This window comes from Haemophilus haemolyticus, from assembly GCF_003493685.1.
Taxonomy (GTDB): Bacteria; Pseudomonadota; Gammaproteobacteria; order Enterobacterales; family Pasteurellaceae; genus Haemophilus; species Haemophilus haemolyticus_O.
This window is the reverse complement of record NZ_QQJW01000003.1, coordinates 76,871-97,175: the sequence shown is the minus strand read 5'-3', so window position 1 is coordinate 97,175 and position 20,305 is coordinate 76,871. Positions and strand designations below refer to the sequence as shown.

Sequence of the window (20,305 nt, the reverse complement as noted above, 5' to 3'; positions counted from 1 at the left end):
ACAATGGAACGTATTAGCGGAATGAGTTTTGACTTCTATTTATTCGGGTTGCCTATTCACGCTGAATCCATCAGCTTATCTATTACTGATAATAGTGCCGTCGCACAAACACGTGGGATTCCTGATGGTTGGGTCAGCGGTGATGTGGCGGCAGAAGGCGAAATTGAATTAGATGCAAAAAATTTCTCAAAATTATCAGCTGCAGCCGCCGCAGCGGGAAGTTATCGCAGTTTACCTGAAACGGATTTTACTTTCTTTGCACAACGTGGCGGGATTCGCGACAAAGTGGAAACCTTTGGCAATAAGATTCTTTTAACTGATGTGTTAAATATCGATCCGAAGGGCGGTGCAAAAAGTACAAAAAAATTGAAATATTTTGTCACAAGCCCAGATTTCGTGCGTATTAATGGTGTGCCATATTTATCCGATGAAGATACGCGTGATCTTATCGGCTAACCGAGTTTAGGTGCTGGCCGTACTGACGTATAACAATTATAAACAAGCAAGTGCGGTCAGTTTCCTAAATGTTTTAAGGTGATTTTATGAATAGCAAAATAGATAGCACAATTCCGTTTATTGGCTCACTCACTGCGCTTATTTCAGGATATAGCTTGCATGAATGGGCATCATTATTCGGTATTTTGTTTGGCGCGGCATCTGTATGGATCGCTTACCGAAAATACAAAGAAGACGTACAAGCACGCAAAGATGAATTAGCCTACAAAATGTTAGCGGCGAAAATTGAAGCGAAAAAATTAGGGATTAGTGATGAGTAAAAAATTCGGTGCAATGATTTTATGTTCAGCCGCAGCTGTTGCAACTGCTTTTTTTACTCAGCAAAAAAACTTGCCAACGGAACAGCAAAATAAAGTCAGCCCACAAGCCGTTTACATGATTGTGAATTTGGAAGGCTGTGTGCGCAATCCGTACAAATGCCCCGCTGATGTGTGGACGAATGGGGTTGGAAACACACATAACGTGGATAAAAGCAAGATTTTAACCATTGATGAAGTGGCAGCTGATTTACGCCACAACATTAAAGAGGCTGAAAACTGTATCAACGCCGATTTTAACGGCAGAAAAATGAATCAAGGGCAATATGATGCCATGGTGTCTTTAGCCTTTAATGTTGGTTGTACCAATATTAAAGGTTATTACAGTAAAAAGCATCGTATGACATTGCCGACAACGATTTATCGTGCTGCAAAAGTGGAAGATTGGACATTAATGTGTAATCACATTCCTGATTTTAGTAAATCAGGCGGTAGAGTGCTTAAAGGGTTGCAAATGCGACGAGCTAAAGAAAAAGCAATTTGTTTGGGGGAATATGGAATTTAAAGCCTTATTTATCGGTGTATTTTTGATTGTGTTTGTGGGCTGTATTGGTTCCACCTTGCACTATAAAAAGCAAGCAGAAACCACCGCACTTTTACTTAAACAAAGTGAACAAACCATCGAACAAAATAAAGTGATGTTGCAACGGTATGAAACACAAAATGCGGAATTGACCTATCAACTCAACCAAGCAAACAAAAAAGCCGAACAACGCCAGCAACAACTAAAGGACGTGCTAAACAATGCAGAAAACAAAAATTGGACTTATGGCCGCGTGCCTAACGATGTTGCTGGCGTGCTCAACCACCGCACCCAAGCCAAATAATATTCGGTTGATTTGCCCACAAACCACTGAATGCAGAGCATTAAGCGTGAATATTCGTACTAACGGCGATTTAGCAGAGAGTTTAAATAAGGCGTTAGATCGCCTTGATATTTGCACCACAGCGTATGCCTCCATCAACAAGTGCATTACCGATTTTAACAACCAAAACAGAAACCAAAAGGGAAATTAAAAATGGAAAAAACACAAGCGCAATCCTTGTTAGAAAAACTTACTGGAAATCTTAAAGATTCCGTCACATTAAACATTGCAGGCGTTGATTTTACCTTTATTCGAGATAACGCGGCTTACGATCAAATGTTAAATGACATTGAAAGTAACAATAAAGTGACGCCAATCAAAGATTATTTGTTGGCGATTGTTGCGCGCGAACAAAAAGAGGCATTGCTTGAAATTATTCACGTGCCAACACTGGCGGCACAGCTAGCAGCGAAAGTAAATGAAGTGTTTGTGCCAGAAATTCAAATTACCGTAAAAAACTAACTGCGCGTGTGGAAAGTATCGAGCGCAACGGGTTATCTCAAGCCATTGCGCTACGTATGCACTATTTACCACACGCCGATAACAGCGACTACAACTTAGCGCGCGCAATATGGTTACACAAACAGTATTTTGAACAACAGGCAAATGCCGTCGCAAGCGGTATCGCCAAAGTCTTTTAGGGTTTCATTATGTCAGCAGTACAAGGGCTTGAATATATCATCAGCTTAACAGACCAACTTTCAGCGCCGTTGAAAGGTGTCATGAAGTCTATTGATGATTTGGGCAAACGTGGCGCAGACGCGATGAAAAATATCGGCATCGGCGTAGCAGGTATTGTCGGTGCGGGTGTTGCCCTAAAAAGCGCGCTTGATCCTGCTATTGAATTTAGTCGCGCGATCAACGAAGTCAAAGCCGCAGGTATTGGTGCTAGTGGTTTAGAAAAGGTTGAACAATTCGCGCTAGATTTCTCTTCAAGTTTCGGCATTGCATCAAATGAAGTGGTGAACTCAGTCAATGAAATAGCCCGTGCTATTGACGGCTTAACTGATGATGAGCTGATTTCTTTTTCTAAAGGTTCGAACATTCTCGCTAAAGCGACAGGCTCTAGCGTGCAAGAAATGGGATCTTATCTCTCTACTATGTATGGGATTTTCCAACAAGAAGCAGATCGTATGGGCAAGTCTAAATGGGTTGAAATGATGGCTGGTCAAGCTACTTTAACCGCAAACATGTTCAAATCGTCTGGTGAGTCACTTTCCCAAGCATTTACTAATTTAATGTCAACGGGTCAATCAAAAGGCGTTGAGTTGGCTGAGCAATTTGCCGTTTTAGGTAACTTGCAGTCTGTAATGCCAGGGGGAATGTCGGGGACAAAATACGCCGCTTTTTTAAATGGTGTAGGTAAGGCATCTAAAAAACTGGGTTTAGATTTTTTAGATGCGAATAATCGAATGTTACCGATTACCGATATTTTAGCGAAAATCAAAAAATCTTATGGTGACACCATTGATGAAGTTGAGGCTCAACAGCTTGCAAAAGCATTCGGCACAAATGATGCGGTGCAGGTGATTAACTATTTACTGCCAAAAATTGACAGCTTGAAGGATAACATCAAAGAAATTGGTGGGGTGAATAATTTAGATGATGCTGTACGTGTATCCAAAATCACAACAGATTCATGGATGCGTTTTTCTGCCATTTTACAAAATATCAAAATTGCCATTGGCGTTGAAATTCTTAAAAAGATTGAACCGCTCTTTAATCGTATGGCAGATCTAGGGCAAGAGTTTGTTGCGTGGCTAAAAACTTATAAAAATATTGCACGTTGGATTGGTTATGCTGTGGGGGCATTGATAGGCTTTACAGGTTTAACTGCTGCATTGACTTTAATGAGTGGCATTATATCAGCTATTGGTGTGGCGTTCTCTTTTCTTGCAAGTCCTATTATGTTGGTTACTGCAGCAATCGTGGGATTGGGAATTTTTATTTATAAATTCCGTGATGAATTTATGCAATTTATTAGTGGATTTATCCAAGGTTTTAAAGCTGCGGGTGTATCTCTTGACCCATTATTTAATGCGTTTTCTTTAGTGTGGGGAGCATTGCAAAAAATCGGCGCAACTATTGGGCGTATTATTGGCTTATTTGGCGGTGCTTCTGATTCAGCTTATAGTTTTCAACAATTCGGTATTGATCTTGGTTATGCACTGGGCGTTGTGTTTAACACGGTGCTTGATGCAGTTGAATTGGTCGCACAGGCATTTAATTTTGTTGCTGATGTGTTTTCTATTGTGGTGAATAGCATTATAGATGGTTGGCAAGCAGTGCTAACCCTATGGGATAGTACCGCACCGATTGATAGTTTTCTAAAAATTGGTGATGCATTAGGAAACATCTTTTTAAATGCTTTCCAAGGTATTGTGAATGCTTTTGTCAAAATGCTGAATTTTATTATTGAAAAAGCAAACTCATTACCTGGCATTAATATTCCGTTAATTCCAGAGTGGAAAGATAACCCTACCGCACAAGCATTAAGCCCCGCACTCGCTACGGGGGTATCAGACGGTTCAAATTTCAGTTTAAGCGATAGTTTACAACCACAATTAAATTCGATGCCTCAAGGATCTGTGACAAAAACATTGACACAAAACCGCACAGAACAACGCACCGTAAACTATGGTGGCGTCACTATCAATAGTAACAACAGTGAAGAAATTTGGCAGAAATTGCGCAATAAAGAACAGTTGGCGGCAGGGTGATAAATGGAAAAACTTTACCTTGATTTATTGATTACAGGCGAAGACATTACGCTAGATAGCGGCAATCAGCCGTTAATTTGCGATAACCGAATATCTATTGCGCAAGATATTAAACACGCCATTTTAGAAAGTGGATTGGCGACACAACTTATCGCAGAGCGTTCGCGCATTTTACGCCGCGATATTATTTTGCAAATGGTGTTATTGGTTGAAGAAGATGTGCGCTTGATTCCAGGTACCGTTTCCATTAGCGAAGAACGTTTAGGACAGTTATTTATTACCGCTGAAACTTATGAATTTGGGCGACTTGATGAATTGGAGTTACGTTTAAATGAGTGAAAATTTCAAACAAATGTTAACTGAAAGCGGCTTACCCACAGAAGAAACGCAAATCCGTCAAGAATTTGAACGCTTAACCGCAGAAGCAGGATTGATTACTAACACAAGCCGAATGAGTCCATTTTGGCGATTAATCACCGCCATTGCTGTTAAGCCTGTGAAGTGGCTGACAGATCATTTAATTGCTGAAATTCTGCCGAATTTATTTGTAAAAACGGCAAAAGATAGTTGGTTACAAATTCAAGCCTGGGCAGTGGGCTTAGATTTTAAAGCAGCAACAAAAGCAGAAGGTGTCGTGCATTTTACAAAAGAAAGCGATGTAACCGATCTCACCATTAAAGCGGGCACGGTGATTCAGACAGAGCGTATTAATGATGTGATTTTCCGTTTGATTGTCACGCAAGATACCATTATTTCTAAAGGTGTGTTGCGTGCGCCTGTGCCAGTAATCGCAGAGCAGGCTGGCGCAAATTTCAATTTGGCTGCAGGTTATTACCGTATTTTGCCAGAATCTATCGCAGGGGTAAGTGCGGTAGAAAATTTAGAAGATTGGCTCACCTCACCAGGTGCTGACAGAGAAACTAACGACGAATTACGAGAACGCTATCGCACACAATTTTCGAGTGTAGGACAGCACCACATTGACAGCGTTTACAAAGGCATGATCGCCAAAGTTGCCGCCTTATCGGTGGATAGAATTTATTTTAAACACGATGCGCCACGTGGGCCAGGTACGGCAAACGCTTATTTGTTATTAGACACAGGCGTAACCAGTCAGCCGTTTATTGATAAAGTCAATCGACATGTGCGTGATGAGGGTTTTCACGGCCACGGTGACGATTTAATTTGCTACGCCATGCCAGAAACTAAACATAATTTAACGTGCGCCATTTACTTCCAGCCATCTATTTTTGTCGGCGATGTGCGTAAACAAGAAATCGTGCAACAAGTGGAAAATATGATCCGCTGCGCATTTCGCGAAAATAATAATTATGGCGTAACAAGGACTTACCCTTTTAGCCGTTTTAGTTGGTCGAAATTGGGCGAAGAAATTCACGACAACATCAGCGAAATTGCATCTATCGTATGGGGGCAAAGCGACATTCAAAGCGAGTTATCTATTCCTCGCATTCAGCAATTGTCCGTCACAGTGCAAAAGTAAGGGGAGAAAATGAAAATAAAATTGCCCTTCTGGATGGATAAAGGCGAATTAAGCAAAATCGCCGTGCTATTCGGAAAATGGTGGGATTATGTTTTAAGTGCGGTCAAATTTCCCTTCAATATTTTAGATGAAGAACACTGCAGTGAACGCATTTTAAATTTAATCGCCTATCAACGAGACGTAGAACGATTTGAGGGTGAGCCGTTAGAACTCTTCCGTAAGCGCGTGAAATATGCCTTTTTAAATGCGAAAGATGCGGGCAGTAAAGCGGGCTTTATCCGCATTTTTGAACGCTTAGGCATTGGCTACGTAGAAATTGAAGAACGGTTCGATAGGGAAAATTGGGATGTTATCAAAATTCGAATCAGTGATTCACAATTAGCAAAGAAAACAGAATTACTCAATTTAATCATTCGAAAATATGGCCGCACTTGTCGGCGTTATACCTTTGAAGTGATCACTAAAGAAACCGTGAGTATTTATCACGGAGAATTTAACCATGATCACCAAAGTTTTTATGTGAAAGTAAACTGATAATAACAACAATAAGAGGTTTATTTATGGCTAGTTTAATTACGCCACAATTTGAACGCTACGTTGCAGAACAAACTATTGCACGTGGCACAGTACAGTTTGATGAATTTATTTTCGCCAATATTCCAGGGTTAAACGAGAACAATCTTGCACAACATCTTACTATGCCCACATCAGCGCAAATTGTACACCGCCAAGCGGTATCACAAAGTGGCGTGATTAATGAAAATGCCGTTGTGTATTCTGTGACGATTGGTACTGAAGTAGGCGATTTTGATTTCAATTTTATTGGTTTAATTAACAGTTCTAAAAATCTTTTAGCCGTTGCGGTGCAAACGGATACAGTGAAAAAAATCCGTAATAAAAATGCTGTGCAAGGCAACAGTATTACGCGCAATATGCTTTTAGAATTTAGTGGCGCAAAAGCTCTGACGGGCATTAATGTCAATGCGAACACTTGGCAAATTGATTTTACTGTACGCTTACATGGACTTGATGAAAAAATTCGTTTAACCAATCGTGATCTGTATGGCAGAGCAGTATTTTTCGATGATAGTTTTCTGGTTAAACGTAAGACAGGCAATCAATTTACTATTCAACCAGGTGTAGCTTACGTGGAAGGGGTGCGCATGGATTCAACCGCACTTTATAACCTCACAGCAAACAATTTGCCATGTTCAGTTTACGCCGACCTAGTGCATCATTGCACCGTAACGGGCGAATACCAAACCGAAATTAAGTATCTCACGCAATCAAAAGCCGATTATGTGGACACCGCAAACCGCCAACACTATGTGCAAATTTTGGCGGATATTGACAGCCAAGGCAATGTGACAGATCGCCGTTTACTATCGCCGTTTTTAGGCATGAATCCGCTCACATTAGATGACACAACCGAAAACACTAAAGATAAACTGGGTCATACGCATAAATTACCTATCGCAAGTTTAGTTAAAAAGGGGATTGTAAAATTATTTTCAGGCTATGATTCAGATGCTGAAGATATGGCTGCAACCCCGAAAGCCATTAAAGGATTAAAAGCATTAATTGATGCAATTACGCGTAATTTGGGTAATTACATTCCAAATAGTAAAAAGTCGTCTCGCGTAGATAGCAACAGCGCAGATGATGTTGCGACGAGTGCTGCGGTTAAAACGGCTTATGATAAAGGTGTGGACGCCGAAGAGCTTGCCAATACAAAATGGGCAGCAAAATCAGCAACAGAAACAGAGCCAGGTATTTTGCCAATATCGCACAAAACTGACGGCACAGATAAAAACAAATTTGCATCTGAATATGCGGTGGGCGAGGCTGCTAAAAAAGGCTTGCCTTTAGGTGCAGTAGTATCATTTCCGCGTGCGGTAACCAATCCCGTCGGTTTTTTACGTGCTGATGGTTCGACGTTCAACGCCCAAACCTTTCCTGATTTATACCGTACTCTGGGCAACAGCAACAAACTCCCTGATTTAACCCGTAGCGATGTAGGCATGACCGCTTATTTTGCCGTGGATAACATCCCTGTTGGCTGGATTGCGTTTGATGATATTGCCACACAAGTTACCGAGCAACGTTACCCTGAGTTATATCGTCACTTAGTCGGCAAATATGGCTCGATTAATAGTGTGCCTAAAGTAGCAGATAGATTTTTGCGCAATGCGGGTAATGGGCTATCTGTGGGGCAAACGCAAGGCGATGCAATCCGTAATATTACGGGCAAACATTTAGGGATGCACGCAGGAGATATCAATGGGGTATTTTATCGAGGGGATAGATCGGGTGTTTATCATGACGGCGGAACTGGATATAAAGGGTATATTGGCTTTGACGCATCGCGAGTTGTGCCAACCGCAAATGAAAATCGCCCTAAATCATTAATCCTCAAACTATGTATCAAAGCCATTAATAGCCTTGATGATGTGGTGTTTTGGATTAAATCACACGGCGAAGTAACCAATGCAGGTATGCTTGATGCAGGGCGATTAGCACAAGGATTACAAGACAAAGCAGACCGTAATCATACCCATACAGTGAGCCAGATTACGGATTTTAATCAGGCTGCCTCTCAACTTATTGACGCATCAATCACCTATCAACATATAGGGGGATTTGAGGTGAGAAAATATCCTGATGGGACGATGATACAAACCTATGCTGTAAATGTAGGGGAGCATCAACTTACTACAAATAAGCTTAAAACGTTTAACTGGGCGGTAGCATTTGCAAGCACGCCGATGATATGGGTAACTGCTAATGCAACAGATAATCGTAATGGTGCACAAGTCGATCTTGGCGCATTAGTAGGCATCGTTATATCAGATTGTACCCAAGCAACATGCGCATATCGCACAAGTGAGATTTGGGGAAACACCAATCATAATCCAACAATGCAATTTTTCGCAATCGGGAGATGGAAATAATGACAATGTATTTTAAAGACGGCTTTTTTGATGATTCTTATGGTGGTTTTGTACCAGAAGGTGCGGTGGAAATTAGCCAAGATAAATATATTGAGCTACTTAACGGACAAGCGCAAGGTAAACAAATCATTGCAGACAAAACAGGCAACCCTGTATTAATTGCCCCACAACCCAGTGCGGCACATGTGTTAAATCTTGACACACTTACGTGGGACATTTCAGCCGAAAAACAAACCGCACTTTTTGCACAACAAAAAGAAGGTTTACTCAATAAATTAGCGGATAAAGCCGACCAACTTAAAAATAGCTTACTAGCAGGCTATCCACAAACGGAAATCGAAAGTTTTTATCGACAAGAAAAAGAGGCTCTCGCATGGCAAGTCGACCACAACACACCCACACCGATGCTTTCACAAATTGCGCGTGTGCGTGGTGTGCCGCTAGAGGTGTTAATTGAAAAAGTGATTGAAAAATCCGCTCAGTTTGCTGTAGCTATTGGCATCATTATTGGGCAACGTCAGGCGTTTGAAGATCGTTTGGTGGCTTTAAAAACACCCGAGGAATTAACCTCACTTGAACAGGAGATTGAGCAATGGCAATTCCAAACAAATTAAAACGCTATGGCTATCACGTGGTTATTGCCATAGATCAACTGTTTAACGCCTTAACAGGTGGCGCAGCGGATGAAACACTTTCCAGTCGCACTTATCGAGGTGCGATATTAGCAGAAAACCCGAAAAAACGCTGGCGAGTACTATATCGTTTCATCAACGGTATCTTCTTTGATAGCAATCACTGCAAGACAGCTTATGAAAGTGAATTAAATCACAAACAATATCCAGAAGGTTTTAAAACTAATGAATTTTAGGTGATGTTTAATATGTGGAAACAACAAAAACTAAAATTATCCCCACAGGCAAGAACAATATTACAAAACGCACAAAAGGGGATTATTTCCCCTTTTTCGCTATCTGTAAGTGGTACTAAATTAGGTGTGCATAATTGGTCGCACGGTATCAAAGAAAAATCAAATCACTATTTGTCACCCGAAAATGCAGTGAAAGCACTGGCGGCAAAATTGATCGATTATGCCGATCCGAATCGCCCTAAAGGTGTGCAGGATGTCGTGGTCATTATGGTGACAAGTAGCAATATAGATCAGTTTATTGCAGAGTTGGAAAAAGTGCGTGAGCTATTGCCTGAGCCAACATTTAAGCAAGCGCTAGACTATGCGAAATCAAGTAAAGATTTACAAGAAACAAAAATGATAAAAACGCCAACTATGGCAAGTCCATCATTTTCCAATAGTGCCGATATTACGCCAGGTTCCGCCCGCACGATGCAAAGTATTTTACGCAATGCGATATCTGCAGCGGTTGCGGCACAAACTAAAGATCCGATGGCGATGATTGAGGCGTTAAAGGCAGCCAAAAAAGAACGCGACAAAGCCAATAACGAAAAAGTTGAAAAAATGTTGAATACATCGGCGAATGTATATGCATTTTCCGTTTCGGATTATCTCGAAGTGGCGGAAACAAAAATCAAATTGAATGTGCCGACGGCGGGTAATGTATTTACCGCTTGTGTGATGTTTATTGGTACAGATTTAACCAATATTAGAGGAATGTTGCAAAATGCAGAAACGTAATCCCAGTGTACAACTTGCACTAAATGGCACGCCAGTTTATTTAAACAATATTTTAATGTCGGTTTCGGTCAAACGTGAAGAAAAAGACATGAGCGGTCAAAAATCAAGTACCAAAAAATCAGATAAAGGCGTAAAAGCCAAAGAGTTAAGCGTAACGGGGTTTATTCCATACAACAGAAAAGAGTGGCTGACGCAGCTTTTCAATTTAGCTGAAGCAGAAACGGGTAAAGGCGAGCAAACAAAATATCGGGTCTCTTGTACAGTGGCTGAAGCCGTGAATATGCGTGAAGTGCAATTTAGTGGCGAGGTTTCCGCAACAGAACAAAATGGGCAGTTGGGCTGGTCGATTTCCTTTACTTTGCGCGAGGTAAATTCTGTTGCAGAGAAAAAAGACCAACGAAAGAAAAAACCAAAGGTAAAAACGCAAGGCGAGAGCGCGCCAGTAGCAAAAAGTGCGGGTGAAAATTCGGGGAAATCTGGAGAAGAAAAAGAAAGAACGGCAGGTACTGAAAAAGATACAAGTGCAGCAGGACGATTAAATCAAGGTGATATTTTGGGAGCGATTCAAGCTGGAAGTAAAGGAGATTGGAGTAGACACAATGAAAATAATTAAAACTTTTCTTCTTGAAGGAGAAGAGTTGGAGCTTGCCGATGAAATGATTGTTTTGGAACTCAACAACACTGGGCGCGGATTTGTTACTGTTCGTACCGAAAAAGACTGCATCGGAAAAAGTGCTGTTTTTGAGATGGGAGAATATGATCACTATTACAAATGGTTTGATGGTATTGTTGAGCGTGAACAAAGTGCGGAAAACGGCTATAAAAAATTATTTATTCGCGAAAAAGTGGCGGTGTTTGAAAAGCCTTTAAACTGTTCTCACAGACACATAACCTTGCGTGATTTATGCGCGTGGATTACAAGTCAAACAAAAATCCCAGTAAAAGTGCCGCAAGCAGATTATGCGGATACGCCGATTTCGTTATTCACTCATAATGGCAGTGGTTATCAGCTTTTAGCCAATATTGGGCGGCAATATCAAATTCCAGATTATATGTGGCAACAATCGCCAGACGGTTCTTTGTTTGTTGGTTCGCATAAAGATTCACGCTGGGCAGGAAAGAATATTGAGTTTGACGAAAGCATGACATTAACAAGCGGCAGCAATGATATGACAATTCCTATCACCGCCGCTATTCGACCTGGTGCAATCATTAATGGCAATAAAATTCAGAAAGTGGAATTGTCTGGAGATGATTATGTGCTTTCGTGGGAAAATTTAGGCAAAGACGGCAAGCCAGCACAAAAAAGCCCAGAACGCCGACAAATGGAAAAAACGTTCCCAGAATTGGCAGGCGGTTATCATTTGCCGAAATATGCGAAAGTCGTTGGCGTTGCGGATCCATCTAGTGGCGGTGATATTTCTGATCCGTTCCGCCCGAAATATGCCGTCGAGTTGCAACTACTGGACGAAAATGGAAACGAGGATAAAACTGTGCCAGTTTATCCAGCTGTGCCTTTGCCTGTAACAAGTACAGGTTCACAAGGTGGAGATTTTGCCTTTCCTGAAGTGGGCACAATGGTTGAAGTAGGTTTTGCTTATGGGCGAAGCGATCAGCCTTTTGTACGCACTATGTTAGCGCAAGGAAAAACAGTACCGAGTGTTGCACCTGGAGAACAACTCAAACAGCAACGCCCAGAAGTGTATGAGCGCACCGATGCCGCAGGCAATAAGATTCGCGAAACCGATCAGAAGATTACAGATAAATCCTTTGAACGCTACATCGAAACCGACAGCGAAGTAAAACAAATTGGCACGTCAAATGTGACGATTGATTCTGATAAAACAGAAACTATTGGCGGAAATAAAACTGTTAGCGTGTTGGGCAGTATCAATGACACGACTGCAAGTCATCGAACTGTAGGGACAGGTGGTACTCTACAAGAAAAAATAGTCGGATTGGCTCAACGTGTTTCAGACGAAAAGAATAAATTTGTGGCGCCGCTAAGTTATATGGGGTCAGAAGGGCAGAATATTTTTAGACTACTGGAAGACACGATTCAACTATTAGGCGAAGTTGCAAGCACATTGGCAACGCATACGCACAGAGGTTCACCTCCGCCAGATCAAGCAAGTACATTTACCCAGCAGGCAAGCCAAGCAAAAACAATTAAAGGTAAACTCACGCCTATCATTGAGTAACAACCGCAATTCATATCAAACCAAAGCCGCACAATGTTGCGGCTTTTCTTTATGTTTCTAACATGTATGTCGGAGACATCAACCACGGAAAATCTAAGTTATTGTTATAACAAATAAATCTACGTAATAAGCAATATAAAACAATTCCACGGAAATTTTTCACGTAAAAATACAAGGCACGGAAAATCCACTTCCTCCCCCGCCGAATTTGCGTTAAAAATTTGTGTTTTTTCAGTTAGATTTCAAAGTAAAAATTAATCTAATTTATTGAAGTAAAAGAGATCATTAATGCAACCGAATAGAGATCTTAACTGTAAAAATTTCAATCTTTTTCATCATTTTTCACTTAAAATAGATCATTGATAATAAGAATAATAAGATAACCTAATGATTTTTAGATTGTTTTTAAATTTTCCGTGTGAAATATGAGAGTAATTGATTTCAGTTAATTGACTGGCGGTTATCGCCATTGTTTAAAGATAGGTTTAAAAGTAAAGATAAAAACTAGATATTTATAATCGCCACTTTGTCGCCAGTTGAATATTATTGGTGGGTCGTGAAGGATTCGAACCTTCGACCAACGGATTAAAAGTCCGCTGCTCTACCGACTGAGCTAACGACCCAATTAGATGATTTTAAAGTGAATTTTAAAATCTTTGGATTGGTGTTTAAATGGTGCCCGAAGCCAGACTTGAACTGGCACGCCTCGAAAGGCGAGGGATTTTAAATCCCTTGTGTCTACCGATTCCACCACTCGGGCATATAGACAACTAACATTTGCGTATTATGGAGGCGTGTCCCGGAGTCGAACCGAGCTACATGGATTTGCAATCCAGTGCATAACCGCTTTGCTAACACGCCATGAATTGGAGCGGGAAACGAGGCTCGAACTCGCGACCCCGACCTTGGCAAGGTCGTGCTCTACCAACTGAGCTATTCCCGCATTCGCTGTTAGTGGTGCGCATTTTACGGAAATTCAGATAACTGTCAATTACAGATTTAAAAAAATTATCTAACCGTTTAAAAAAAGTTCATTTTGTTCAAATAAATCACAGAAAATGGTGGAAAAATGGAATTTTATGTAATTTTCTAATTTCTACTTTTATCACTTTTTCCTTTGTGCCAAAATGCTAAACGTTTTTTAGCACGTAAAGTGCGGTTGATTTTTTCATTATTTTTAGAGGATGTTATGACACAACAATATGCTATCGATACTTTATTAGCTCAAGCAGGCAATCGCAGTGATGAGCGTACGGGTGCAGTTTCTACACCAATTTTTCTTTCTACTGCTTATGGTCATTATGGTATCGGTGAAAGCACGGGATTTGATTACACGCGTACCAAAAACCCAACTCGTACAGTATTAGAAGAAACGATAGCTAAATTAGAGAATGGAGATCGTGGCTTTGCGTTTTCTTCTGGTATGGCGGCAATTCAAGTTTTGATGACGCTTTTCACTGCACCAGATGAATGGATCGTTTCTAGCGATGTGTATGGTGGTACTTATCGACTATTAGATTTTTCTTATAAAAATAACAATAGTGTAAAACCTGTTTATGTTAATACAGCATCTGCTTCAGAAATTGAGGCGGCAATTACCCCAAATACGAAAGCGATTTTTATTGAAACTCCATCAAATCCTTTAATGGAAGAATGTGATGTAGTTGAAATTGCAAAACTTGCGAAAAAATATAATTTGATGTTGATCGTGGATAATACGTTTTTAACGCCAGCGCTTTCTCGCCCATTAGATTTAGGCGCTGATGTGGTGATTCACAGCGGGACTAAATATATTGCCGGTCATAATGATGCACTTGTCGGGCTGATTGTTGCGAAAGGACAAGAACTTTGTGATCGCATTGCTTATATTCAAAATGGTGCAGGTGCGGTGCTTTCCCCTTTTGATTCTTGGCTGACTATTCGTGGTATGAAAACCCTTTCTTTACGCATGAAACGTCATCAAGAAAATGCACAAGCTATTGCGGAATTTTTAAAAGCTCAACCGCAAGTGGAATCGGTGCTTTATCCGAATAAAGGTGGGATGTTGTCTTTCCGTTTACAAGATGAAGCTTGGGTTAATACGTTCTTAAAATCCATCAAATTGATTACTTTTGCAGAAAGTTTAGGCGGCACAGAAAGTTTTATTACTTATCCAGCTACTCAAACCCATATGGATATTCCAGAATCCGAGCGTGTAGCTCGTGGGATTACTAATACCTTGCTGCGTTTTTCAGTCGGTATTGAAGATGTAGAAGATATTAAAGCAGACTTATTACAGGCTTTTGCAAACTTAAAATAATTGGAGCAAACCATGAAAATTGCAATCTATAGCACTAAAAGCTATGACCGAAAATATATTGAGCTCATTAACGCAAAATATAATTTCGATTTAGAATTTTTTGATTTTATGCTGAACGAGAGCACTGCACGTTTAGCAGAACATTGCGAAGTAGTATGCATTTTCGTGAATGATAATGGTAGCCGAAAAGTATTAGAAAAATTAGCCGCACTTGGCGTGAAAATCGTGGCTTTGCGCTGTGCAGGTTTCAATAATGTTGATTTAAAAGCCGCTCAAGAATTGGGCATTCAAGTTGTACGGGTTCCCGCTTATTCGCCTGAAGCAGTGGCAGAACATACCATTGGTTTGATGATGACACTGAACCGTCGAATTCATCGTGCTTATCAGCGTACCCGAGAAGCGAACTTCTCTCTTGAGGGATTAATTGGGTTCAATATGCACGGACGCACGGTCGGGGTGATCGGAACAGGTAAAATTGGGATTGCAGTGATGCGCATTTTGAAAGGTTTTGGCATGAATATCTTGGCGTACGATCCTTTCAAAAATCCAGTGGTGGAAGATCTTGGTGGACAATATGTTGAATTAGATGAGCTTTATGCTAAATCTCATGTGATTACGCTTCATTGCCCAGCAACGCCAGAAAACTATCATTTATTAAATCGCGAGGCTTTTGCCAAAATGAAAGATGGCGTGATGATCGTTAATACGAGTCGCGGTTCTTTGATTGATACTCAAGCTGCAATTGATGCGTTAAAACAGCGCAAAATCGGGGCGTTAGGTATGGATGTGTATGAGAATGAACGTGATTTGTTCTTTGAAGATAAGTCTAACGAAGTGATTCAAGATGATATTTTCCGCCGTTTATCTTCTTGCCATAATGTATTGCTAACAGGCCACCAAGCATTTTTAACCGAAGAAGCACTAACCAATATTGCGGATGTGACTTTATCAAATGTTTATAAATTGAAATCGGGCAAAGTGTGTGAAAATATTGTTTTGCCGTCTTAGCTTTTGGCAATTAAAACGATTAGTTTACATTTTTTAAAACGGTGTTATTCTGCACCGCACTTGTAAGTTTAAAAAAAGCCCTTATATAGGGATTCCATTCACAAAATAAGGAAAACAAAATGAGCGAAGTATTACACATTAATGACGCAGATTTTGAAAGTGTTGTAGTTAATTCAGATATCCCCGTTTTATTAGACTTTTGGGCACCTTGGTGTGGTCCTTGCAAAATGATTGCACCAGTGTTAGATGAACTTGCACCTGAATTTGCGGGTAAAGTTAAAATCGTGAAAATGAATGTGGATGATAACCAAGCAACGCCAGCACAATTTGGTGTTCGTAGTATCCCAACATTATTATTGATTAAAAATGGTCAAGTTGTTGCAACTCAAGTTGGTGCATTACCAAAAACTCAATTGGCTAACTTCATTAACCAACATATTTAATCGTTGCTTAAAGCTATAAGTAACTTTAGAGCATTGATAAGATTGCCCCTTAATGGGGCAATTTTTTTGTCTAAAATTTTGATGAACGACCTGATGAGAATCAAAGTACTTGCTCAAATTCTATATTTAAAGGAAAGGCTTTGATTATCGTGTTGTAAATAAAACAACAGCGTAATGCGTTTTGTGTGAGTTGTGTGAAGATATCATCGGTTAAATCTGATGAAATAAAAATTTTAATTTTGCCGTCATTAATGACAGGTTGCTCACTATAGCCGAGAACGCCCAGTAAGGTTAAAGGATTGGCGAGGTTGAGCCAAATTTTTCCTTCCATTTCTACAATATCGGCACGTTGTTGAGCAAAATGGGCTTTTACACTGCTCAAAATGCCACCTAAAATAGAAACAGCAAAATAATCTACCGCACTTTTTTGTAACGATTGGTTATCGAAATTGACTTGTGAATAGAGAGAAATGCTGTCATTCGGGGTGAATAATTTAATTTCTTCTCCGCGTAATACGGCTCGATATTTTGCTGTAAAACGTTCACTTTCAGGTACGTTATACATAACGTTCCCTCAATATTGATTTTGCTTCATTTAATACATTAAGTTTGGCTTCAATAATGTCAAAAGCATTTAAAGGGCGGTTAGAAAAAGTGGCAAATCCACAATCTGGATTTAGCCAGATTTGCTCTGGTGGAAGGTAATTTAAGGCTTTTTCTGCGCGCTGAACAATCTGATCTACGGTTTCCACTTCATCAGAACGAGGATTGATGACGCCTAAGCCTAAAATGCATTTTTGTCTTAAGATTTCACTTTCTAATAACGAACTTAATTCTCCCGCTCTTGGCGTAGAAAATTCGAGCATTAAAATATCAGGTAATGCCGATTCAAATAAATCCACTAATGATGTATAAGGCCCTCGCAGTAATACGTTTTCATCTTTGCTCCAGTTGCCACGGCATACATGTAGTGCGGTTTTGATATTTTTATTTCTTGCATACTCAAAGATTTGAGTAATTAAACTTTTCGCAAACTGTAGTTCCGCAGCAAAATCTTGTTTTTCGCTTAACGCCGCACACATAAATGAACGTGTTTGATGATGGCTAAAAATAACTTCTGTCAAAACAGGCTCATCAAATTGAACAACACTTACGCCTAGCTCACATAAATGATCAATTTCTTGCTTTAAGATAGCAACAACATCTTTTGCCATTTCTTCTTTTGATGAATAATGTTGACCTGACACAGGCGAAAGCCACATGGAGCGAGCCATTAAGTAAGGCCCAGGCAAGGTTGCTTTAATTGGCTGCTTAGTTAGATTTTTCAGTAGCAACATTTCATCTGCGACTAAAGATTGTTTGTAGCTGATTTTTCCTACGCAAATAGCATTTTTTATGGAAAGTGCGGGAACATCCAAGGTTTCTAGCATTGACTCAAAAATTTGCTTTTCTTTAATGTGATCGAGCATTTCACTCATGCTCATTAAGGTCGCGCCTTGAATTTTTTGTGCAATAAAAGAAAGGTAATTGTCGCGAAGTAATTCGCCGCTAGTGATGATATCAATGCCAGTGCGTTGTTGAATTTCGACAATTTGCTTCGTTTCTTGAACAACGATTTGCTCAAGCTCTGTAGTGGTTATTTTGCCTAGTGCGTGCTTTTTACGCACCATCAAAAGTGTTTGGCTACGAGGCATTGAGCCTAAAAGGGAAGTTGTGAAAGGTTTCATAGAAAATCCACAATGATGGGCGTTTATCACGCGCCCATCATGACATATTGATCTTAAAAGAATTTTAAATATTCATTGGCAGCTTGTAATTGAGCAAAACCTTTTGTTCTGCCCGCAACCCAACGTTTTAATCCTTCCAAATCCATCATTTCTTTATGTTCTGGATTGTTGTAATCCATTTTGAATAAGGTTTCGGTGAATGCATTGAATTTGGTTTCATCTAATCCCACGCGTCCACTAAAAATACAATGGTCAAATGATGGTGTTTTTGCGAGTACTCGAACTGTTGCAGGATCGAGTGTGCCATCTTTTGTCCAACGTTCAAAATTGAAATCTAACATCCATGTTGCCGAGACTTGACGATCTTTTAATGCATTGGCTGCATCTAATTCACCGCCTACATGATCGCCATGCAAACCAACACCCACATCAAAGCGTTTTTCTACATAATCTTGACCAAATTCCAAGCCATGTTGATGTAAAAACTCGATTGGAATTAACCGCGCTTGTGGGGAATCAATCGCACCAAAAGCTATAGTTTTATTTTTTAAATCTTCAATTGATTGGATAGTTGGATCATTAACAACTAAATAGCTTTGACGATCTTGGTCGGTATCACGCATTGCACCATTTAAGGTTTTCCCCCCACTACGTAAATAACCATCTAGCCAAGCTAGGGGAGAGTTCCACGCGACATCAATTTCATTATTGAGTAACGCATCAACTTGCCCTTTATAGTCTTTGAAATACACGGGCTCAATAGGAAAGCCTTCTTTTTCAAAAAAGTCTGCAATAATTCCCCAAATAACCGTCACTTGTGGGGCGTAGATTACCGCCCCAATTTTTAATTTCTCACTCATTTTTCACCGCACTTTATGGAATTTGTTGACCTGTAATGGCTTTACCTAACCAAATATTTAGCACATCGACACTTGGCGCCATCACTTGGCTTGCTAATGCATCGCGTAAATAGCGTTCCATTGGCCCTATTTTGTTATAAGCCTTGCCACCGCCAATACGCATACCAATTTGTGCAAGAGTAATCGCATTTTCGCTCGCGAGAATTCGGGCGGCTAATAATTTAGCTAATGCATCTGCATCACCTTCTGTGGCTGCACGAGCCGCATCTTGCGTAGCACATATAGCCGCATTCGTATTTGCATAAATTTTAGCTAAGTGAATTTGCACGGTTTCGATTTCTGCTAATGCAGTGCCAGATGTGTATTTACGGTGTGTTGAATGTTTAATTGCCTCAGTAAGCACGGCTTTACATACGCCGCTATAGACAGCAGCCAAGCCACAAATAAAGGCTGGTGCAATGCCTCCAAATACTTGTTCTGCGCCTGCGCCAACTTCGCCAATACGCCAGCTACGATCTAATGGCATATCGGTCATGCGCATAAAGCAAGAAACATTGCTACGCATACCTAAGCCATTCCAGCTATCAGCTTCAAAAGTTAAGCCTTGATTACCAAGTGGAAGCACCCAGTTATCAATAGTTTCACCATTTTCAGAAGGCAAAAGCGCTAAATAATAAGAAGCATAATTGCCCGATGTCACCATGGATTTTAAGCCATTGAATACTGCATGTTCAGCATTAAATTGTGCAGTTGCATCGGTAATATAGAAGTGAGTACCCGTGCCTAATTCACTATAGGCGAGTGCGGCAAAGGTTTGATTTTGAACAATATCAGAAAAGATTTTTTGTTTGAGTTGATCGCTGCCGAATAGATTTAAACAATTCACTGCAACGTTACTCATCATGTAACAGAGACCAGCAGAGGCTGAACTTTCAGCTAACGCCATACAGACTTCAGCGTGTTCTTTTAGGGTTAATCCCATTCCGCCGTATTCTTTTGGAATTAAAAGTGAAAACCAACCAGCTTTACCTAATTCCTTAAATGCCTGAACAGGAAATTCTTTTTTTTGATCGAGTTCGTCGGCGTAAGGCTCAATAAACTGTTCCGCTAACTTTCTCACCTGAGTATAGATTTGCGACATAATATATCCTTATTGTGTGTTGAGAAAAACTTTCTACAAGGCGGATATTATTATGCTCAGTTTCTTTTTTCTAGTATTTAATTCAAAATAATTTCAGTAATGTGACG

At 40.3% G+C, this 20,305-nt stretch carries 24 protein-coding genes and 4 tRNA genes; 20 read left to right on the top strand and 8 right to left on the bottom strand.

Going from position 1 to position 20,305, the window contains the following annotated elements; genetic code table 11:
- The first annotated feature begins 3 nt into the window (after positions 1 to 3).
- The 17 genes from DV434_RS04075 to DV434_RS04000 all read left to right on the top strand — a co-directional run bounded on the left by DV434_RS04075 (position 4) and on the right by DV434_RS04000 (position 12,720).
- Positions 4 to 456: a DUF2597 family protein gene (locus DV434_RS04075; protein ID WP_118785076.1), complete on the top strand. Its 453-nt coding sequence runs from the start codon at positions 4 to 6 to the stop codon at positions 454 to 456.
- Positions 457 to 542: 86 nt separating this feature from the next.
- A complete protein-coding gene (locus tag DV434_RS04070) occupies positions 543 to 776 on the top strand; it encodes a phage holin family protein (RefSeq protein ID WP_118785075.1) in 234 nt (77 codons plus the stop codon).
- Positions 769 to 1,338: a lysozyme gene (locus tag DV434_RS04065; RefSeq protein WP_118785074.1), complete on the top strand. Its 570-nt coding sequence runs from the start codon at positions 769 to 771 to the stop codon at positions 1,336 to 1,338. The genes DV434_RS04070 and DV434_RS04065 overlap by 8 nt, the downstream gene beginning before the upstream one ends.
- Positions 1,328 to 1,660 carry a hypothetical protein gene (locus DV434_RS04060; RefSeq protein WP_118785073.1) on the top strand — a complete coding sequence of 111 codons (333 nt, stop codon included), beginning with the start codon at positions 1,328 to 1,330 and terminating at the stop codon, positions 1,658 to 1,660. Before DV434_RS04065 ends, DV434_RS04060 begins: the two co-directional genes overlap by 11 nt.
- Positions 1,578 to 1,850: an Rz1-like lysis system protein LysC gene (gene lysC / locus DV434_RS10960; RefSeq protein WP_338142008.1), complete on the top strand. Its 273-nt coding sequence runs from the start codon at positions 1,578 to 1,580 to the stop codon at positions 1,848 to 1,850. Before DV434_RS04060 ends, lysC begins: the two co-directional genes overlap by 83 nt.
- A gap of 2 nt (positions 1,851 to 1,852) precedes the next feature.
- The gene (locus DV434_RS04050; RefSeq protein WP_048950701.1) at positions 1,853 to 2,161 is read left to right on the top strand and encodes a putative phage tail assembly chaperone; all 309 of its coding nucleotides are present in this window, start codon (positions 1,853 to 1,855) and stop codon (positions 2,159 to 2,161) included.
- 8 nt (positions 2,162 to 2,169) lie between these two features.
- Positions 2,170 to 2,340 (top strand): DUF6890 family protein, encoded by a 171-nt coding sequence (locus tag DV434_RS10770; RefSeq protein ID WP_158523375.1) that lies wholly within the window; start codon positions 2,170 to 2,172, stop codon positions 2,338 to 2,340.
- 9 nt (positions 2,341 to 2,349) lie between these two features.
- Positions 2,350 to 4,419: a phage tail tape measure protein gene (locus DV434_RS04045; RefSeq protein ID WP_118785071.1), complete on the top strand. Its 2,070-nt coding sequence runs from the start codon at positions 2,350 to 2,352 to the stop codon at positions 4,417 to 4,419.
- 3 nt (positions 4,420 to 4,422) lie between these two features.
- Positions 4,423 to 4,758, top strand: coding sequence for a DUF2590 family protein (locus DV434_RS04040; protein WP_015979431.1), 336 nt, complete (start codon positions 4,423 to 4,425; stop codon positions 4,756 to 4,758).
- Positions 4,751 to 5,920 carry a baseplate J/gp47 family protein gene (locus DV434_RS04035; RefSeq protein WP_118785070.1) on the top strand — a complete coding sequence of 390 codons (1,170 nt, stop codon included), beginning with the start codon at positions 4,751 to 4,753 and terminating at the stop codon, positions 5,918 to 5,920. The genes DV434_RS04040 and DV434_RS04035 overlap by 8 nt, the downstream gene beginning before the upstream one ends.
- 9 nt (positions 5,921 to 5,929) lie before the next feature.
- Positions 5,930 to 6,454 (top strand): phage tail protein, encoded by a 525-nt coding sequence (locus DV434_RS04030; protein WP_015979433.1) that lies wholly within the window; start codon positions 5,930 to 5,932, stop codon positions 6,452 to 6,454.
- 26 nt (positions 6,455 to 6,480) lie between these two features.
- Positions 6,481 to 8,871 carry a phage tail-collar fiber domain-containing protein gene (locus DV434_RS10955; protein WP_239992748.1) on the top strand — a complete coding sequence of 797 codons (2,391 nt, stop codon included), beginning with the start codon at positions 6,481 to 6,483 and terminating at the stop codon, positions 8,869 to 8,871.
- Positions 8,871 to 9,485 carry a hypothetical protein gene (locus tag DV434_RS04020; RefSeq protein WP_118785069.1) on the top strand — a complete coding sequence of 205 codons (615 nt, stop codon included), beginning with the start codon at positions 8,871 to 8,873 and terminating at the stop codon, positions 9,483 to 9,485. Before DV434_RS10955 ends, DV434_RS04020 begins: the two co-directional genes overlap by 1 nt.
- Positions 9,464 to 9,739: a DNA helicase UvrD gene (locus tag DV434_RS04015; protein ID WP_118785068.1), complete on the top strand. Its 276-nt coding sequence runs from the start codon at positions 9,464 to 9,466 to the stop codon at positions 9,737 to 9,739. Before DV434_RS04020 ends, DV434_RS04015 begins: the two co-directional genes overlap by 22 nt.
- Before the next feature lie 12 nt (positions 9,740 to 9,751).
- Positions 9,752 to 10,519, top strand: a complete 768-nt coding sequence (locus tag DV434_RS04010) for a hypothetical protein (protein WP_118785067.1) — start codon at positions 9,752 to 9,754, stop codon at positions 10,517 to 10,519.
- The gene (locus DV434_RS04005) at positions 10,506 to 11,132 is read left to right on the top strand and encodes a baseplate complex protein (protein WP_118785066.1); all 627 of its coding nucleotides are present in this window, start codon (positions 10,506 to 10,508) and stop codon (positions 11,130 to 11,132) included. Before DV434_RS04010 ends, DV434_RS04005 begins: the two co-directional genes overlap by 14 nt.
- Positions 11,119 to 12,720 (top strand): type VI secretion system Vgr family protein, encoded by a 1,602-nt coding sequence (locus tag DV434_RS04000; protein WP_118785065.1) that lies wholly within the window; start codon positions 11,119 to 11,121, stop codon positions 12,718 to 12,720. Before DV434_RS04005 ends, DV434_RS04000 begins: the two co-directional genes overlap by 14 nt.
- A 547-nt stretch (positions 12,721 to 13,267) precedes the next feature.
- Here the strand turns inward: DV434_RS04000 and DV434_RS03995 are convergent.
- The 4 genes from DV434_RS03995 to DV434_RS03980 all read right to left on the bottom strand — a co-directional run bounded on the left by DV434_RS03995 (position 13,268) and on the right by DV434_RS03980 (position 13,663).
- Positions 13,268 to 13,343 (bottom strand) — tRNA-Lys (locus tag DV434_RS03995).
- 50 nt (positions 13,344 to 13,393) lie between these two features.
- Positions 13,394 to 13,480: transfer RNA gene (locus DV434_RS03990), tRNA-Leu, on the bottom strand.
- A 27-nt stretch (positions 13,481 to 13,507) separates the two neighbouring features.
- Positions 13,508 to 13,581: transfer RNA gene (locus DV434_RS03985), tRNA-Cys, on the bottom strand.
- Between the two features lie 6 nt (positions 13,582 to 13,587).
- Positions 13,588 to 13,663: transfer RNA gene (locus tag DV434_RS03980), tRNA-Gly, on the bottom strand.
- 246 nt (positions 13,664 to 13,909) lie between these two features.
- Between DV434_RS03980 and DV434_RS03975 the strand changes: the two genes are divergently transcribed.
- The 3 genes from DV434_RS03975 to trxA all read left to right on the top strand — a co-directional run bounded on the left by DV434_RS03975 (position 13,910) and on the right by trxA (position 16,470).
- Positions 13,910 to 15,019: a methionine biosynthesis PLP-dependent protein gene (locus tag DV434_RS03975; protein WP_192881463.1), complete on the top strand. Its 1,110-nt coding sequence runs from the start codon at positions 13,910 to 13,912 to the stop codon at positions 15,017 to 15,019.
- Positions 15,020 to 15,031: 12 nt separating this feature from the next.
- Entirely contained in the window at positions 15,032 to 16,027 is a 996-nt protein-coding gene (locus DV434_RS03970) for a 2-hydroxyacid dehydrogenase (RefSeq protein WP_114909373.1), read from the top strand.
- Between the two features lie 119 nt (positions 16,028 to 16,146).
- A complete protein-coding gene (gene trxA, locus DV434_RS03965) occupies positions 16,147 to 16,470 on the top strand; it encodes a thioredoxin (protein ID WP_005627940.1) in 324 nt (107 codons plus the stop codon).
- Between the two features lie 100 nt (positions 16,471 to 16,570).
- Here trxA and DV434_RS03960 read toward each other — a convergent pair whose 3' ends face one another.
- The 4 genes from DV434_RS03960 to DV434_RS03945 are packed head-to-tail and all read right to left on the bottom strand — an operon-like array spanning position 16,571 to position 20,198.
- Positions 16,571 to 17,035 (bottom strand): peroxiredoxin, encoded by a 465-nt coding sequence (locus DV434_RS03960; protein WP_118775247.1) that lies wholly within the window; start codon positions 17,033 to 17,035, stop codon positions 16,571 to 16,573.
- Entirely contained in the window at positions 17,028 to 18,197 is a 1,170-nt protein-coding gene (locus tag DV434_RS03955) for a cobalamin-independent methionine synthase II family protein (protein WP_118785064.1), read from the bottom strand. Before DV434_RS03955 ends, DV434_RS03960 begins: the two co-directional genes overlap by 8 nt.
- A 53-nt stretch (positions 18,198 to 18,250) precedes the next feature.
- Positions 18,251 to 19,057, bottom strand: coding sequence for a phosphate/phosphite/phosphonate ABC transporter substrate-binding protein (locus tag DV434_RS03950; protein ID WP_118775245.1), 807 nt, complete (start codon positions 19,055 to 19,057; stop codon positions 18,251 to 18,253).
- 13 nt (positions 19,058 to 19,070) lie between these two features.
- Positions 19,071 to 20,198 (bottom strand): acyl-CoA dehydrogenase family protein, encoded by a 1,128-nt coding sequence (locus DV434_RS03945; protein ID WP_118811502.1) that lies wholly within the window; start codon positions 20,196 to 20,198, stop codon positions 19,071 to 19,073.
- Positions 20,199 to 20,305: the final 107 nt, after the last annotated feature.

What these genes read in the sequence shown, in the direction of transcription:
- DV434_RS04075 (WP_118785076.1), top strand. Translation starts at nt 4, where the DNA reads ATGGAACGTATTAGCGGAATGAGTTTTGACTTCTATTTATTCGGGTTG.
- DV434_RS04070 (WP_118785075.1), top strand. Translation starts at nt 543, where the DNA reads ATGAATAGCAAAATAGATAGCACAATTCCGTTTATTGGCTCACTCACT.
- DV434_RS04065 (WP_118785074.1), top strand. Translation starts at nt 769, where the DNA reads ATGAGTAAAAAATTCGGTGCAATGATTTTATGTTCAGCCGCAGCTGTT.
- DV434_RS04060 (WP_118785073.1), top strand. Translation starts at nt 1,328, where the DNA reads ATGGAATTTAAAGCCTTATTTATCGGTGTATTTTTGATTGTGTTTGTG.
- lysC (WP_338142008.1), top strand. Translation starts at nt 1,578, where the DNA reads ATGCAGAAAACAAAAATTGGACTTATGGCCGCGTGCCTAACGATGTTG.
- DV434_RS04050 (WP_048950701.1), top strand. Translation starts at nt 1,853, where the DNA reads ATGGAAAAAACACAAGCGCAATCCTTGTTAGAAAAACTTACTGGAAAT.
- DV434_RS04045 (WP_118785071.1), top strand. Translation starts at nt 2,350, where the DNA reads ATGTCAGCAGTACAAGGGCTTGAATATATCATCAGCTTAACAGACCAA.
- DV434_RS04040 (WP_015979431.1), top strand. Translation starts at nt 4,423, where the DNA reads ATGGAAAAACTTTACCTTGATTTATTGATTACAGGCGAAGACATTACG.
- DV434_RS04035 (WP_118785070.1), top strand. Translation starts at nt 4,751, where the DNA reads ATGAGTGAAAATTTCAAACAAATGTTAACTGAAAGCGGCTTACCCACA.
- DV434_RS04030 (WP_015979433.1), top strand. Translation starts at nt 5,930, where the DNA reads ATGAAAATAAAATTGCCCTTCTGGATGGATAAAGGCGAATTAAGCAAA.
- DV434_RS10955 (WP_239992748.1), top strand. Translation starts at nt 6,481, where the DNA reads ATGGCTAGTTTAATTACGCCACAATTTGAACGCTACGTTGCAGAACAA.
- DV434_RS04020 (WP_118785069.1), top strand. Translation starts at nt 8,871, where the DNA reads ATGACAATGTATTTTAAAGACGGCTTTTTTGATGATTCTTATGGTGGT.
- DV434_RS04015 (WP_118785068.1), top strand. Translation starts at nt 9,464, where the DNA reads ATGGCAATTCCAAACAAATTAAAACGCTATGGCTATCACGTGGTTATT.
- DV434_RS04010 (WP_118785067.1), top strand. Translation starts at nt 9,752, where the DNA reads ATGTGGAAACAACAAAAACTAAAATTATCCCCACAGGCAAGAACAATA.
- DV434_RS04005 (WP_118785066.1), top strand. Translation starts at nt 10,506, where the DNA reads ATGCAGAAACGTAATCCCAGTGTACAACTTGCACTAAATGGCACGCCA.
- DV434_RS04000 (WP_118785065.1), top strand. Translation starts at nt 11,119, where the DNA reads ATGAAAATAATTAAAACTTTTCTTCTTGAAGGAGAAGAGTTGGAGCTT.
- DV434_RS03975 (WP_192881463.1), top strand. Translation starts at nt 13,910, where the DNA reads ATGACACAACAATATGCTATCGATACTTTATTAGCTCAAGCAGGCAAT.
- DV434_RS03970 (WP_114909373.1), top strand. Translation starts at nt 15,032, where the DNA reads ATGAAAATTGCAATCTATAGCACTAAAAGCTATGACCGAAAATATATT.
- trxA (WP_005627940.1), top strand. Translation starts at nt 16,147, where the DNA reads ATGAGCGAAGTATTACACATTAATGACGCAGATTTTGAAAGTGTTGTA.
- DV434_RS03960 (WP_118775247.1), bottom strand. Translation starts at nt 17,035, where the DNA reads ATGTATAACGTACCTGAAAGTGAACGTTTTACAGCAAAATATCGAGCC.
- DV434_RS03955 (WP_118785064.1), bottom strand. Translation starts at nt 18,197, where the DNA reads ATGAAACCTTTCACAACTTCCCTTTTAGGCTCAATGCCTCGTAGCCAA.
- DV434_RS03950 (WP_118775245.1), bottom strand. Translation starts at nt 19,057, where the DNA reads ATGAGTGAGAAATTAAAAATTGGGGCGGTAATCTACGCCCCACAAGTG.
- DV434_RS03945 (WP_118811502.1), bottom strand. Translation starts at nt 20,198, where the DNA reads ATGTCGCAAATCTATACTCAGGTGAGAAAGTTAGCGGAACAGTTTATT.